Origin of the sequence: Phycicoccus avicenniae (assembly GCF_018139485.1) — a bacterium.
GTDB lineage: Bacteria > Actinomycetota > Actinomycetes > Actinomycetales > Dermatophilaceae > Phycicoccus > Phycicoccus avicenniae.
Map to the genome: position 1 here is coordinate 19750 of NZ_JAGSNF010000026.1, position 14712 is coordinate 34461.

12 protein-coding genes and 1 tRNA gene are annotated in these 14712 nt (G+C 74.2%); 5 read left to right on the top strand and 8 right to left on the bottom strand.

The window, feature by feature from the left end; all coding sequences use genetic code 11:
* The first annotated feature begins 403 nt into the window (after nucleotides 1–403).
* Nucleotides 404–4348 (top strand): heterodisulfide reductase-related iron-sulfur binding cluster, encoded by a 3945-nt coding sequence (locus tag KC207_RS16705; RefSeq protein WP_367616068.1) that lies wholly within the window; start codon nucleotides 404–406, stop codon nucleotides 4346–4348.
* A gap of 290 nt (nucleotides 4349–4638) precedes the next feature.
* Here the strand turns inward: KC207_RS16705 and KC207_RS16710 are convergent, their stop codons facing one another.
* From KC207_RS16710 to KC207_RS16725, 4 genes are all read right to left on the bottom strand, one after another.
* Nucleotides 4639–5559, bottom strand: a complete 921-nt coding sequence (locus tag KC207_RS16710; protein ID WP_211604464.1) for an ABC transporter substrate-binding protein — start codon at nucleotides 5557–5559, stop codon at nucleotides 4639–4641.
* Nucleotides 5560–5717: 158 nt separating this feature from the next.
* Nucleotides 5718–6473, bottom strand: coding sequence for an ABC transporter permease (locus KC207_RS16715; protein ID WP_249138826.1), 756 nt, complete (start codon nucleotides 6471–6473; stop codon nucleotides 5718–5720).
* A complete protein-coding gene (locus tag KC207_RS16720; protein ID WP_211604465.1) occupies nucleotides 6470–7117 on the bottom strand; it encodes an ABC transporter permease in 648 nt (215 codons plus the stop codon). Before KC207_RS16720 ends, KC207_RS16715 begins: the two co-directional genes overlap by 4 nt.
* A gap of 1 nt (nucleotide 7118) precedes the next feature.
* Nucleotides 7119–8258, bottom strand: coding sequence for an ABC transporter ATP-binding protein (locus KC207_RS16725; protein WP_211604466.1), 1140 nt, complete (start codon nucleotides 8256–8258; stop codon nucleotides 7119–7121).
* 142 nt (nucleotides 8259–8400) lie between these two features.
* Between KC207_RS16725 and KC207_RS16730 the strand changes: the two genes are divergently transcribed.
* On the top strand, nucleotides 8401–9741 hold the full coding sequence (locus KC207_RS16730) for an MFS transporter (protein ID WP_211604467.1): 1341 nt from the start codon (nucleotides 8401–8403) through the stop codon (nucleotides 9739–9741).
* 18 nt (nucleotides 9742–9759) lie between these two features.
* On the opposite strand, the gene KC207_RS16735 is transcribed toward KC207_RS16730, so the two are convergent.
* Nucleotides 9760–10428, bottom strand: a complete 669-nt coding sequence (locus tag KC207_RS16735; RefSeq protein ID WP_211604468.1) for a YetF domain-containing protein — start codon at nucleotides 10426–10428, stop codon at nucleotides 9760–9762.
* Between the two features lie 26 nt (nucleotides 10429–10454).
* Here KC207_RS16735 and KC207_RS16740 point away from each other — a divergent pair, with 26 nt between their 5' ends.
* On the top strand, nucleotides 10455–11954 hold the full coding sequence (locus KC207_RS16740) for an MFS transporter (RefSeq protein WP_211604469.1): 1500 nt from the start codon (nucleotides 10455–10457) through the stop codon (nucleotides 11952–11954).
* Between the two features lie 52 nt (nucleotides 11955–12006).
* Here the strand turns inward: KC207_RS16740 and KC207_RS16745 are convergent, their stop codons facing one another.
* From KC207_RS16745 to dcd, 3 genes are read right to left on the bottom strand one after another with little or no spacing between them, the layout of a single operon-like run.
* Complete coding sequence (locus KC207_RS16745; RefSeq protein WP_211604470.1) at nucleotides 12007–12759, bottom strand: alpha/beta hydrolase; 753 nt, start codon at nucleotides 12757–12759, stop codon at nucleotides 12007–12009.
* Nucleotides 12759–13118: a divalent-cation tolerance protein CutA gene (cutA, locus tag KC207_RS16750; RefSeq protein ID WP_211604471.1), complete on the bottom strand. Its 360-nt coding sequence runs from the start codon at nucleotides 13116–13118 to the stop codon at nucleotides 12759–12761. Before cutA ends, KC207_RS16745 begins: the two co-directional genes overlap by 1 nt.
* Nucleotides 13119–13122: 4 nt before the next feature.
* The gene (gene dcd, locus KC207_RS16755; RefSeq protein ID WP_211604472.1) at nucleotides 13123–13698 is read right to left on the bottom strand and encodes a dCTP deaminase; all 576 of its coding nucleotides are present in this window, start codon (nucleotides 13696–13698) and stop codon (nucleotides 13123–13125) included.
* A 107-nt stretch (nucleotides 13699–13805) separates the two neighbouring features.
* Between dcd and KC207_RS16760 the strand changes: the two genes are divergently transcribed.
* Nucleotides 13806–13879 (top strand) — tRNA-Gly (locus KC207_RS16760).
* Nucleotides 13880–14060: 181 nt separating this feature from the next.
* Nucleotides 14061–14712 (top strand): hypothetical protein (locus KC207_RS16765; RefSeq protein WP_211604473.1); only part of this gene is annotated, 652 nt, incomplete at its 3' end.

Genomic DNA, 14712 nt, shown 5'->3' on the forward strand with positions numbered 1-14712 from the left:
CCGTTATCCGCGCGACAACGGCGTCTCGCACCCCGGCGACGTCGCTGGGTCGTCGCGACGTCGCCGGGTCGGCGCGATGACGCCGGGTCGTCGCGGCGTCGCCGGGTCGGCGCGATGTCGCCGGCTCGGTGCGACCCCGTCCGCTCGGTGGGCCATGGGGCACCGACCGGGTGGTGACGTGGCGAGCAGGCGAGCGGGCACCGAGATAGCGAGGTCGCACCGAGTCCGCGGGACGGCCCGGTGCGAATGCGGTCACAGCACCGGTGAGCGCTTGCTTACCGCGGGTACGCTGGCGCGCATGCTCGGCTCCTCCGCACTGCCCCTGGCCAGCGACATCCCGTTCTCCGACTTCGGGGGCACGACGCCGCTCCAGGTCGTCGCGACCACTGTGTCGCTCCTCGTCATGGTCGTCGCCGTCGCCCTCTTCGCGCGACAGATCGCCCGCTTCGTCGCCCAGTACCGGCTGGGGCAGCCGGACGCCGGCCGCACGAACGACCCGGGCTCGCGCACCTGGGTGCTCGCGAAGGAGTTCCTCGGCCACACCCGGATGAGCCGGCTGCCGGTCGTCGCCGTCGCGCACTGGGTGACGGCGCTCGCCTTCATCATCCTGTTCTCGACGCTCGTCACGGCCTTCCTCCAGCTCTTCCGCCCCGACGCGGTGCTCCCGGTCATCGGCGGCTTCCCGCCGTTCGAGTGGCTCGTCGAGCTCTTCGCCTGGGCCGGTCTCGTCGGGATCGTCGTCCTCATGGCGATCCGCCAGAAGGAGCACCCGCGACGCTCCCGTGGCGAGGGCGGGCGGTTCTCACGGTTCTACGGGTCGACGTTCTGGCAGGCGTACTACGTCGAGCTGACGATCCTCGGCGTGACGGTCTGCATCCTCCTGCTCCGCGGGCTCGAGGCGGCGATGGCGCAGCGGGCCGAGCCCGGCGAGTCGCTCGCCGTGCACTTCCCGCTCACCGGCTTCATGGCCGGCTGGTGGGAGGGTGCGTCCCTGCCGACCATCGCGTCGGTCGTCTACCTCGTCGCGACGGTGAAGATCCTCATCTCGTTCGCCTGGATGATCACGATCTCCCTCCAGCCGACGATGGGCGTCGCGTGGCACCGCTTCCTCGCCTTCCCCAACATATGGTTCAAGCGCGAGGCCGACGGGCGCACCGCCCTCGGCGCGGCCAAGCCGATGACGGTCGGCGGCAAGCCGTTCGACCTCGACGCGATGGAGGACATGGAGGAGGGCGACTCGCTCGGCGTAGGGCAGGTCGAGGACTTCACGTGGAAGGGCCTCCTCGACTTCTCGACGTGCACCGAGTGCGGCCGTTGCCAGAGCCAGTGCCCGGCGTGGAACACCGAGAAGCCGCTGTCGCCGAAGCTGCTCATGCTCGCCCTGCGCGACCACGCCGACGCGAAGGCGCCGTACCTGCGTGCCCTGCAGGACGAGGGCGGCGACCCCGAGAAGGCGATGGCGTCGGTCACCTCGGCCGCGCAGACCGTCCCCACCGACGGCGTGGAGCCCGCCGCCGCGGTCGACGTCGTCGACTGGTCGCAGATGGCGCTCGTCGGCGACACCGGCTACGACCCGGCCGCCCCCCTCACCGCCTACAACCCGCACGGCCCGGACGCCGTCATCGACAAGGACGTCCTGTGGTCGTGCACGACGTGCGGCGCGTGCGTCGAGCAGTGCCCCGTCGACATCGAGCACGTCGACCACATCGTCGACATGCGCCGGTACGCCACGCTCATCGAGTCGGCCTTCCCGAACGAGCTCGGCGGACTGTTCAAGAACATGGAGTCCAAGGGCAACCCGTGGGGCATGGGCGCCCGGGCCCGGCTCGACTGGGCGAAGGACCTGCCGTTCGACGTCAAGGTGCTCGGCCAGGACGTCCAGCAGGCCTCGGACGTCGAGTGGCTCTTCTGGGTCGGCTGCGCCGGCGCCTACGAGGACCGGGCGAAGAAGACGACCCGCGCCGTCGCGGAGCTGCTCGACGCCGCCGGGGTGTCCTTCGCGGTCCTCGGCGACGGCGAGACGTGCACCGGCGACTCGGCGCGACGTGCGGGGAACGAGCTGCTCTTCCAGACTCTCGCGCAGCAGAACGTCGAGACCTTCGGGGAGTTCGGCGTCACCCGCATCGTCGTCACGTGCGCGCACTGCTTCAACACGATCAAGAACGAGTACCCGCAGCTCGGCGGGCAGTACGAGGTCGTCCACCACACCCAGCTGCTCAACCGGCTCGTCCGGGAGAAGAAGCTGACGCCCGTGGCGCTGCCGGCCGACGTCCCGGGACCGTCGTCGGCGAAGAACGTCGCCTCGACCGGTCCGTCGGTGACCTACCACGACCCGTGCTACCTCGGCCGGCACAACGGGGTGTACGCCCCGCCGCGCGAGCTCATCGGCGCCCTGCCCGGGGTCGAGATGCGCGAGATGCCGCGCTCGAAGGAGACCTCGTTCTGCTGCGGCGCCGGCGGCGCCCGCATGTGGATGGAGGAGAAACTCGGGACCCGGATCAACACGAACCGCACCGACGAGGCGATCGCGACGGGGGCCGAGCGGATCGCCATCGGCTGCCCGTTCTGCCGCGTCATGATGTCCGACGGTCTCACCGCGAAGCAGGGCGAGGGCGTCGCCGAGGAGGTCGAGGTCGTCGACGTCGCGCAGATGCTCCTCGCCGCCGTCCGTCGCTCCGACGACGGCGACGAGGCCCCGGCCGGAAGTGCTCCGGCCGCTCCCGCAGAGCCGTCGGACGAGCGGCCCGAGGAGACCGCCGGCGCGAAGGCTGCCGCGGCCGACGCCACCGCGACGACCGCCGCCCCCGAGCGCACGGAGGAGGCGCCCACGGAGGAGTCACCCGCCGACGAGTCGCCGGCCGACGAGGCTCCGGCCGACGAGGCTGCCGGCTCGGACATCTCGGACGACGGCGACGACGCCGACCCGTGGGACGAGCCGACAAGCGCCGCGACCACCCCGGCAGCCCCCGCGACGACCGAGCCCACCGCGCCGGGCGACGCGAGCGACGACCCGTGGGACGAGCCGAGCACCGCCACCACGACGACGGACCCGCGCGAGGTGGAGGAGGAGCCGTCCGGCGACGACCCCGACCCCTGGGACGAGCCCGCCGCGACGGCGGACCCCGAGCCCGGCCGTTCGCAGGGCGAGCCCGGCCCGGAGAAGGCCAGGGAGGACGCCGCGGCGGCGACCGACGACGTCGACCCCTGGGACGAGCCCACCGACGCCGCGGCACCGGTCGCCGACCCGGAGCCCGCGACCGAGCCGACGGACGACGGGCCCACCGACGCCACGTCCGCAGCCGCGGAGGCCGAGGACGACGAGCCGTCCGCGACGGCGACGCCCACACCCGCAGCCGACGACGACGTCGACCCGTGGGACGAGCCCACCGGGTCCGCAGCCCCCGCGGACCCGGAGCCTGCGACCGAGCCGACGGACGACGGGCCCACCGACACCACGTCCGCAGCCGCGGAGGCCGAGGACGACGAGCCGTCCGCGACGGCGACGCCCACACCCGCAGCCGACGACGACGTCGACCCGTGGGACGAGCCCACCGGGTCCGCAGCCGCGTCGAGCACCGGTCCGGCGTCGAGCGCCGACGAGGAGCCGGTCACGGACGCCGCCCCCGAGCCCACCGCGTCCGGTGACACGTCACTGCTCGACGAGCCGGACCCGTGGGACGAGCCTGCCGACGCCTCTGCTCCCTCCACGACGGAGGCCACGTCGACCGAGGAGGCACCCACGCCTGAGGCCGATGTCGAGCAGGCCCCCAGCCAGGAAGCCGCCACGACCGAGCAGGAGACGACCGAGCAGGAGGCGGCCGAACCCGCTGCGGCCGAGGTGGGCGTACAGGAGCCGGCCGCCGAGACCTCGACACCGGCCCCTGCAGCGACCTCGGCCGACGGGTTCGGCGGCGACGCGTCGCTCGTCGACGAGCCCGACCCCTGGGACGAGCCGGCCGACGCCGCGTCGGCGACGAGCGCCAATGCCTCGGAGCCCTCGGCACCGGAGTCCTCCGCGGACGACACCACCGACGACGCGCCGGTCGACGCCGCCTCGGGAGCGGACGACGCCGGCGACGGCGCATCCCGCTCCGACGACGCGGAGGGCACCGCGCCCTCCACCGTCGAGGCCGGCGGGACCACGGACGCCATCGACACCGAGACGGAGTCGGAGCCCGAGCCCACCGAGCCAGAGCCCACCGAGCCAGAGCTCGCCGAGCCCGAGCCCGCCGAGCCCGAGCCCACCGAGGCCGGGACGAAGAAGGACCGACCCACGGCGGCTCCGACCGCGTCGGACGAGTTCGGTGGCGACGCGTCGCTCATCGACGAGCCGGACCCCTGGGACTGACCGACCCGACGACCTCCACGGGAGCATCCACCCCGCTCCGACGTGGTCGATCCTCCCCGGGACGGCGCCGATGCACTGCGCGACCCGCGGGGCGGCGAACCGGTGCCATGACTCCGGTTCGGCGCCCCGAGGACGGCTCGTCACCTCGGCCCCGTTCGAGGCAAGGGAAAGGGCGGCCACACACGACATCGGATGTCTTGTGTGGCCGCCCTTTTCGGGGTCACCCCGAAATGTGGAGGCCGGTGGGGCCGGTGGGACGAGCGGGTCGCCCCGCGCCGGCCCCGCCCGGGTCAGCTGCCGCTCAGCCCGTTCTCGTCGAGGAAGTCCTGCGCGACGGTCCGCGGGTCCTCCTTGTCGATGTCGGTCCGCTTGAGCATGTCCGCGATCGCCTCGGTCGTCAGCAGGCCGGACACCTCGTTCAGCGTCTCCTGGACCTCCTCGGCGCGGTCGGACCGCACGAGCGGCACGATGTTCTGCGAGCCGAACAGCTTCTCGTCGTCCTCGAGCGTCACGAACCCGTTCTCCGAGATCGACGGGTCGGTCGAGAAGATGTTCGCGACGTCGGCCTGCCCGTTCGCGAGCGCCTGGACGATGGACTGCCCGGTGAGCGGCCGGAACGACCCGAACGTCACGCCGTAGGTGTCCTCCAGACCCGGCACGCCCTGCGGCCGCTCCTGGAACTCCGGCGGCGCGGCGAGGGTCAGGTCGCCGGCGACCGACTCGAGGTCGGAGATCGTCGACAGCCCGTACTCGTCCGCGGTCTCCTGCGTGACGTTGAGCGAGTCGTTGTCCTCGGCGTCGGACGGCTCGAGGACGGTGAACTCCTCCGGGATGACCTCCTGGACGTGCTCGTAGACCTCGTCCGGCTCGGTGCCGTCGTAGTCCTCGTCGTAGTACAGGGCGAGGGCGCCGGTGTACTCCGGGAAGACCTGGATCGAGTTGTCCTGGAGCGCCCGGAGGTAGACCTCGCGGGAGCCGATGTTCGTCTGGGTGCTGGCGTCGACCCCGGCACCGGTGAGGGCACCGGCGTAGATCTCGGCGAGCAGGGTCGACTCGGAGAAGTTGGCCCCGCCGACGACGATCGAGCCGCCGCCCCCGGAGCTGCCGGAGTCGGTGGTCTCCTCGGCGAGGGGGTCCTCGGAGGCGCCGCACGCGGACAGCCCGAGGGCTGCGGCCGCGGCGACGGCGGTCATGACGGTCCTGCGCTTCATCTGACGGTTCCCTTCGTGGGGTGACGGCTGGGTCGGGATCTGCGGTGGAGCTCTGCTGTCGGGGTCTGCGGTCGAGGTCTGCTGTCGGGATCGGTCGGGGTCACGCGCCGGTCGACGCGGTACGAGGTCGGACGGCGTGCGCGTCCGACGCGGTGCTCTCAGCCACGGACGTCAACAGGCGCGTCGGCGGGTGCTTCCGCCTGCGGCGCATCGTCACCGTCCTGTGACCCGCGGGCGGTCCGGCCGGTGAGCCCGGGCGAGACGACGCGGCGCTGCAGCAGCGACAGCACGCCCTCGAGCACGATGGCGAGGAGCCCGACGAGCAGCGCACCGCCGGCGGCCTCGCCGATGTCGCTCACGGCGAGCCCGTCGATGAGGTAGCGCCCGAGCCCGCCGAGCCCGAGGTAGGCGGCGATCGTCGCGGTCGCGACGACCTGGAGCATCGCGGACTTCACCCCTGACAGCAGGAGCGGCAGCGCGTTGGGCAGCTCCACCTGCCAGAGCACCTGGCGGCCGCGCATGCCGACGCCCTTGGCGGCGTCCCGGGCCGAGGGGTCGACGGCGTCGATGCCGGCGTACGTCCCCGCGAGGATCGGAGGGATGGCGAGCAGGACGAGGACGGCGATGCTCGGCGCCGTGAACGCGAGGTCGCCGGGGATGTAGGGACCGACGACGAGGGAGACCGCGAAGAGCAGGCCGAGCGTCGGGACGGCCCGCAGCGAGTTCGCGACCGACACCAGCCACCGGGCCCGGCCGGTGTGCCCGACCCACAGGCCGAGCGGGACGGCGATCGCGGCCGCGATGACGACGGTGACGACCGTGTACCAGAGGTGCTCCAGGAGCCGGGTGGGCACGCCACCCGGCCCGGACCACGTCATCGGGTCACGGAACCACTCGAGGATCGAGGGGATCACGCGGCACCACCCCCGGCCGTCTGCCACGGCGTGAGCAGCCGCGCGCCGAGGACGATGAGCCGGTCGAGCGCGAGGGCCAGCACGACGCACGCGAGGATGCCCGTGAGCAGCTCGCCGTAGATGACGCGCTGGTACCCGTCGATGAGCAGGTCACCGAGCTGGGACACCCCGATGAGGGAGGCGACGGACACGATGCTCACGTTGCTCACCGACGCGACCCGCAGCCCGGAGGCGATGACCGGGACGGCCAGCGGCAGCTGCACCCCGAAGAGCCGCCGCAGCCCGCCGTAGCCCATCGCCGTCGCCGCCTGCTCGACGTGGTCGGGCACGGCGGACAGCCCGTCCGCGACGGTGCGCACGAGCAGCGCGAGCGTGTAGACGGTCATCGCCGCGAGGACGTTGAACGGGTCGAGGATGCGAGTGCCGAGGATGAGCGGCATCACGATGAACAGGGCGAGCGAGGGGATCGTGTAGAGCAGCCCGCTCGAGGTGATGATCGCCGGGTAGCTCGCCCGCCAGCGCACCGCCGCCCACCCGAGGGGCACGGACAGGACGAGCCCGACGACGAGCGGGACCCCCGAGAGGTAGAGGTGCGACCCCGCGAGGTCGATCACCCGTGGCCAGTTCGCGAGGAACCAGTCCATGTCAGCCGCGCTCCCCGCTGACGTCCATCGCCCCGCCGTGGACCGGGTCGTCCTCGTCCCGCTCCGGGCGCTCGGTCTCCTCGATCGCGGTGAGGACCTCGTGCGCGCGGACCGTCCCGACGAGGACGCCGTCGTTATCGACGAGGACCCCGCGACGGGCGGGTGACGACAGGGCGGCGTCGAGCGCGCCGCGCAGCGACCCGGACGCCCGGGCGACGGTGCCGCCGCGGTGCAGGTCCTCCGACGCGACGGGGCGGTCGCCGACGCGCGCCGGCTCGACCCACCCGAGGGGGGTCCGGTCGTCGTCGACGACGAGGAGCCAGGACGCCCGGCTCGACGGGGTCTCCCCGACGACGACGGACGGCTCGGAGTGCAGGGTGAGCCGCGGCGCGTGCTCGAACTGCAGCGCCCGGTACCCGCGGTCCTTGCCGACGAAGTCCGCGACGAAGTCGTCGGCCGGGTGAGCGAGGAGGTACTGCGGCTCCGCGACCTGGGCGAGCGTCCCGCCGACCCGCAGCACCGCCACCTGGTCGCCGAGCTTGATGGCCTCGTCGATGTCGTGCGTCACGAAGACGATCGTCTTGCCGAGCTCGTCCTGGAGCCGGAGGAACTCGTCCTGCAGCTGGTCGCGCACGATGGGATCGACCGCCGAGAACGGCTCGTCCATGAGCATGACCGGCGGGTCGGCGGCGAGCGCCCGGGCCACCCCGACGCGCTGCTGCTGGCCCCCGGAGAGCTGGGTCGGGTAGCGGTTCCCGAGCTTCGGGTCGAGACCGACGACCTCGAGCAGCTCGCGGGAGCGGTCCTTCACCTTCTTCTTGTCCCAGCCGAGCAGCCGCGGCACGGTCCCGATGTTGTCGAGCACCGTGCGGTGGGGGAAGAGCCCGGCGTGCTGGATGACGTAGCCGATGCCGCGGCGCAGCTCGGCGGCGTCCATCCGGCCGGTGTCCTGCCCGTCGAGGGAGATGCCCCCTCGCGTCGGCTCGATCATCCGGTTGACCATGCGCAGGCTCGTCGTCTTGCCGCAGCCGGACGGGCCGACGAGGACGGTGATCTTGCCCGTCGGCGCCGTGAGGCTGAGGTCGTCGACCGCAGTGGTCCCGTCCGGGAACTGCTTCGTCACTCCGTCGAAGCGGATCATCACTCGACCCTAGTGGGCATCACCGCAGGTCGCGCCACCGCGCCCGGGCCAGGTTCGACGACCGTCACCCGATCGAGACCGTCCGGCGCTCGGGGACCGGACGGGGGAATGCCCGGGCCGGTGCCCGCGGTTGCCCACCGGTGTGACGCAGGACGCCAGACGCACCCCCCTCCTCCTCGGGATCCTCTTCGGTCTCGCGGGGATGGGCTCGTCGTCGGCGTCGGTGGTCCTCCCCGACATGGCCGAGGGGCTCGGCATCGACGTCGGAGTCGCCGCCTGGTCGATCAGCCTCTACGTCCTCATGCTCGCCGTGACGACGGCCGTCTACGGCCGGGTCGCCGACCTCGTGGGCGTCCGGCTGCCGTTGCTCGTCGGGCTCTCGCTCATGGCGGCCGGCTCGCTCGTGTCCGCGCTCGCCCCGACGTTCTCCGTCGAGCTCGTGGCGCGGATGGCCCAGGGTGCCGGCGCCGCCGCCGTCCCCGTCCTCGGCGTCACCGTCCTCAACCAGCGCTTCGTCGGCGAGGTCCGCGGCTACGCGCTGAGCCGGCTCGCGGCCGTCGCCGCCGCCGTCGTGTGCGCCGGGCCGTTCATCGGCGGCGTCGTCGACGAGGTGCTCGGCTGGCGGGCCGTCATGGCGCTGCCGGTGCTCGGCCTCGTCGTCGTGCCGGCGCTGTGGGGCTCGCTGACCCGGGAGGGGTCCGGGGAGCGGCTCGACGTGTTCGGCGCGGTGCTCGTCGCGGCGACCGCCGGGGGCCTGGTCCTCCTCGTCCAGTCGCCGACGACCGGCCTCACCGTCGCCGTGGCGGGCGTCGTCCTCCTGGCGGTCGGCGGCCCGGCCGTCGCCGCGTGGGTGCGCCGCCGTCCCGACGGGTTCCTCCCGATGGAGCTGGTCCGCAACACGACCGTCGTGCGCAGCGCCCTCGCCGCGGCCGCCATCCCGGCGGCCTGGTTCAGCCAGCTCGTGGTCGTCCCGGTGATCCTCCAGGACGAGGGCTGGTCGACGTGGCAGGTCGGGGCGCTGCTCCTGCCGTCCATCGGCGTCGCCGCCCTCATCCCGCGCGTCGGCGGGGCCCTCATCGCGCGACTCGGGCCGGCCCGCGCCCTCGGCCTCGCCGGGGTCCTCGCCTCGGTCTCGCTGACGCTCGCGGCCCTCGGCGCGGCGTTCACCGCGCCGGTGCTCTTCGGCCTCGGCCTGCTCTTCGTCACGGCCGCGTTCGGGCTCGGCCAGCCGACGCTCAGCGCGGCGGTCGACGACGCCGTCGACCAGCGCGTGCGAGGCGTCGCGCTCGGCATCGCGACGCTGCTCTTCCTCGTCGGCGGCAGCGTCGGGTCCGCAGCGGTCGTCGGGCTCGGGCTCCTGCTCGGGACGACCGGGGCGCTGGCGGTCCTCGTCGCGCTGCCGCTGCTCGGCCTGCTCGCCCTGCGGCCGCTCGTCGTCGACCCGCCGGACCGCGCCGACGCGTCCGTCCCCGACGCGGCCTGACGAGGGGCCGTCGTGACGTCAGCCGTCGCCGCTCCCCCGGGTCCCACCGTCCGGGCTCCCGGCGTCGGAGCCGTCGCCGTCGCGCCCGCCGCCCCGGCGTCCGCCGTCGGGACCCTCGTCGGGCGAGAGCATCGCGTCCGGCACGTCCTCACCGCCGCGCACCCCGGCGAGCGCCGACCGCTCGAGCCGGTGGTCCGAGCGCAGGACGCTCACGTGGCCGCGCGTCTCGAGCACGACGACACCCACGTCCGCCCGGTGACCGATGCCGTGCTGGCGCAGGACGCCCCACAGCGCGGCCTCGGTGAGCCCGGCGCGGTGCAGCTCGTCGTGGTGGATCCGCGCCCCGACCATGAGGACGACGGGGTCGCGCCCCCGGCGGCCGCGACGGGTGCGTCGCAGCCCCCGTACGGCCGAGGACCAGCGGCCGAACGCCCTCTCGAGGACGAGGATCGTGCCGATGGCGACGAGGCCGCCGGCGAGGGTCGGCCACTCCCCGAGCGTCGCCCGCGCCGCGATCGAGCCGACGAGGGTGAGCAGCGCGATCGTCCCGGTCGAGGCGCTCGCCGAGGCGCGCCGGCCCCAGACGCGGAGCACGACGGCCACCGCGACGTAGAGGACGGTCGCCGACAGGGCGACGCCGAGGGCCCCGAAGGCCGAGATGCCGAGGTGCGCGACGAGTGCGTCCATCCCCCGATCATGCCGCGCGGTCCCCGATGAGCGACGCCGCCGCCGGGGCCGCCGCCGCGAGCGAGCCGCCCCGCCACACCGACGAGCCGCCCGGGTGCCCGGAGCGGCACGAGCAGCTCGACCGGCGCTCGCCCCGCGGCCGGCTCGTCCTCGCCGGGCTCACCCTCGGGACGGGGACGGCCATCCTCGACGGGTCGGTCGTCAACGTCGCCCTCCGCACCCTCGGCGCCGACCTGGGCGCCTCGCTCGCCCAGCTGCAGTGGGTGGTCAACGGCTACCTCCTCGCCCTCGCCTCGCTCGTCCTCGTCGGGGGCGCCCTCGGGGACCGGTACGGCCGGCTGCGGGTCTACCTCGTCGGCGTCGTGTGGTTCGGGGTCGCGTCGGCCCTGTGCGCGGTCGCGGCGACGCCGGGACAGCTCGTCGCGCTCCGGGTGCTCCAGGGCGTCGGTGCCGCGCTGCTCACCCCGGGCGCGCTGTCGGTCATCCGCACCGCGTTCCGGGCCGAGGACCGCGCCGCGGCGGTCGGCACGTGGGCCGGCGCGTCGGGGGTCGCGGCGGCCGCGGGGCCGCTCGTCGGCGGGTGGCTCGTCGACCACGCCAGCTGGCGCTGGGTGTTCGCGATCAACATCCCGCTGTGCCTCGCCGTCCTCGCGCTCACCGCCCGCACGACGCCGGAGAGCAGCGACCCCGACGCCCGCCGGAGGCCCTTCGACCTCGTCGGGGCGGGCCTCGGGGCGCTCGCGCTCGGCGCGATGACGTACGTGCTCACCGCCGCGTCCGCGCTCTCCCCGGTCGCGACGCTCGTCGGGTGGGTCGTCGTCCTGGGCGCCGGGGCGGGGTTCGTCCTCGTGGAGCGGCGCAGCAGTCACCCGCTCGTCCCCCTCGAGATGTTCACCGACCGGGTCTTCTCCGCGGCCAACGCCATGACGGTGCTCGTCTACGGGGCGCTCGGCGCGGTGACGCTGTTCGTCGTCCTCCAGCTGCAGGCGGCGGGGTGGAGCGCGCTCGCGGCCGGGGCGTCGAGCCTGCCGGTCACGGTCGCCCTGCTCCTGCTGTCCTCACGCGCCGCCCGCCTCGCCGACCGGGTCGGTCCGCGGGTGCCGATGACCCTCGGTCCGCTCGTCTGTGCCGCCGGCACGCTGCTGCTCCTGCGGGTGGACGTCGACGCCGGGTGGCTCGACGTCCTGCCGGGGATGGTCGTGTTCGCCGTCGGGCTCGCCACGCTCGTCTCCCCGCTGACCGCCGCCGTGCTGGCGGCCGCACCGGACCGGCACGCCGGTGTGGCGAGCGGGGTGAACAACGCGGTCGCGCGGGCGGGGTCGCTGCTCGCGGTGGCGGCGCTGCCGGCGCTCGTCGGCCTGGCGGGCGAGGACTACCTCGACCCGAGCGCGATGACCGCCGGCTACCGGGCGGCGCTGCTCTGGTGCACGGGGCTGCTCGTCGCCGGAGCCGTGACGAGCTGGGTGGGGCTGCGGGGGTCCCGCGACCGACGCGTCGGTCCTCGGCGTCGGCTCGGGTCGCGGTGACGAACCGTCGGTCGGCGTCCCGTCGGTCGGCGTCTCGCCGGTCGGAGTCCCGTCAGTCGGCGTCGTCGCCCGGCCCGAAGAGGGCGCCGCGGACGAACTCCGCGACGGCCCGGTGCCAGTAGCGCGCCTGGTGCAGCATCGCGTGCTTCTCGTCCCGGACCCGGACGTGCCGGACGTCGGCCCCTTCCTCGGTCCACCGGCGGGCGAGGACGGCGGTACGGCGTGGGTCGGTGATCCGGTCGTCGGCGCCGTGCATGAGCAGCACCTCGGTGCCCTGCCGCGGCCGGCGCAGCGACCCCTCGACCCACGGGGCGAGGGCGGCGACGGCGACGACGCCCGGCTCGTTCGCGAGGGTGAGGGCGACGCGGCCGCCCATCGAGTGGCCGACGAGGACGACCGGGGTGTCGGGCAGGACCCGGCGGATCCGGTCGAGCGCCCAGCAGGCGTCCATGACGGGGTCGGCGTGGTGGTCGTTCCAGCCGCGGACCCGGTACTTCAGACGCAGGACGGCGGCCCGGTCCTCGGTCGCGGAACGGACGGCGGCGGCGAAGGGGACCATCCGCAGCACGGGCAGACGCCACCACGAGACGGGCATGCGGCTCGTGCTCGTCCCGCCGTGCAGGACGAGCACGACGGCCTCGGGGTCCTCGGGGACGGACCCGCGCAGCTGCGCGCCGTCGCCGCCCTCGGGGTCGAGCAGGGCGTGCTCGAGGTCCTCCGGACGGGAGGTCGGGTCGCCGGTGGAGGGGCGGGCCGTCCCGGGGGACGGCTCACCGGTCCGGCGGTCGTTGCGCTGGTCGTGCATCACGCGTCCTTCGCGGCCACGTCCCGGCGGTCGGTGCGGACGGTCTCGCGCAGCCATACGGCGTAGCGCGGGTCGCAGTCCGCCACGGCGACGGCCAGGACCTCGGGGGTGTCGTAGGGGTGTTCGGCGTGCACGAGCTCCCGGATGGGCCCCACGAGGTCGGCGGTCGACTTCACGAGCAGCAGCTGCTCCTCGTCCTCCTCGACCGCCCCGTCCCACACGAACACCGAGGTCACCCCGGGGACGACCTGCACGCACGCCGCGAGCGACCGGTCGACGAGCAGCCGCGCGAGCCGCATCGCGACGTCCCGGTCGGGCGTCGTGACGTGGACCTCGACGAGGTCGTCGTGCTCGGGCATCGCCTCAGAGGTCGGCGCGGTGGAAGTTCTGGAAGCTGCGGCTGGCCGTCGGACCACGCTGCCCCTGGTAGTGCGAGCCGTAGGCGGCCGATCCGTAGGGGTTCTCGCTCGGGCTGGAGAGACGGAAGAAGGCGAGCTGACCGATCTTCATCCCCGGCCACAGCATGATCGGCAAGGTCGCGACGTTCGACAGCTCGAGCGTCACGTGGCCGCTGAAACCGGGGTCGACGAAGCCGGCCGTCGCGTGGGTCAGCAGGCCCAGCCGGCCGAGGCTGGACTTGCCCTCGACCCGGGCCGCGAGGTCGTCGGGGAGGGTGATCTGCTCGAGCGTCGAGCCGAGGACGAACTCGCCCGGGTGCAGGACGAACCCCTCCATCGGGTCGACCTCGACGAAGCGGGTGAGGTCGGGCTGGTCCGCGGCCGGGTCGATGACCTGGTACTTGTGGTTGTCGAAGAGCCGGAAGTACTTGTCGAGCCGGACGTCGACGCTGCTCGGCTGGATCATCGCCGGGTCCCACGGGTCGAGGCGGACCCGTCCCGCCTCGGTCTCGGCCCGGATGTCGCGGTCGGAGAGGAGCACGGCGACAGGCTACCCGCGGGGTCGCTCCGGCGCGGGGAGGCCCGTGCGGGTGGACACCGGTGGTGGGCTAGACTCACCGGCGCCGGGAGGGACATCTCGACCGGCACGCCGGTGTAGCTCAATGGTAGAGCGCCAGCTTCCCAAGCTGGACACGCGAGTTCGATTCTCGTCACCGGCTCCATCGCACCAGCCCCCGACGTCCGCGCCGGGGGCTTCGTCGTCGGGCAGGCCTGGCGGCGCCGGTCGAGTCGCGGGCCGGGACGTCGGCTCGTCGGCGACGACGCAGAGCACGTCATCGCGTCTCGACGGGCGTCGACACCGCGGTCGGGACCGTTGTCGGTGGTCGTCCGTAGAGTGGGTTCATGGCAGGGGGACCAGGGATCGAGGGGCACCGCGAGGTGATCGCGGCGGCCACGTCGGCGCTGCGTGCGCTCCCTGGCGACCTGTGGCAGGCGGGGGGTCCCGGGCTCGGGGAGCTGGCCGGTGAGATCGGCGCGCTGCACCAGGCGTGCGAGGCCGCGACCGTCGCCGTCGTCCGTGAGGCCGTCGAGCGGGGAGAGCCCGGGAACGGCCCTCGTGCGCGGACGGCCGCGCACTGGCTGCGCAGCCACGCACCGACGTGGCGGACCGGGGGCGCCGGGCAGGTCGTCGCCGTCGCCGAGGCCTTCGCCGTCCCGGGCAACGCCCCCGTCAAGACCGCCGTCGAGTCCGGGCGGCTGCCCGTGACCTCCGCCGCGACCGTCGCCCGGCAGGTCGACCTGCTCCGTCCGCTGCTCGCCGACGGCGTCGAGGAGAGCGTCATCACCGGGATGGTCGACGTCGCCGCCGCCCACGGACCCGCCGCCTGCCGCCAGCTCCGCGCCGGGATCCTCGCCCGCCACGGCCGAGACGGGGTCCTCCAGGCCGAGCAGGACGCCGCCGCCCGCTTCGTCTCCCTCTCCCACCCCTCGGTCGACGCCACCGGCATCGCCGACTACCGCCTCACCCTCGACCCGGTCGGGCACGCCGCCCTCG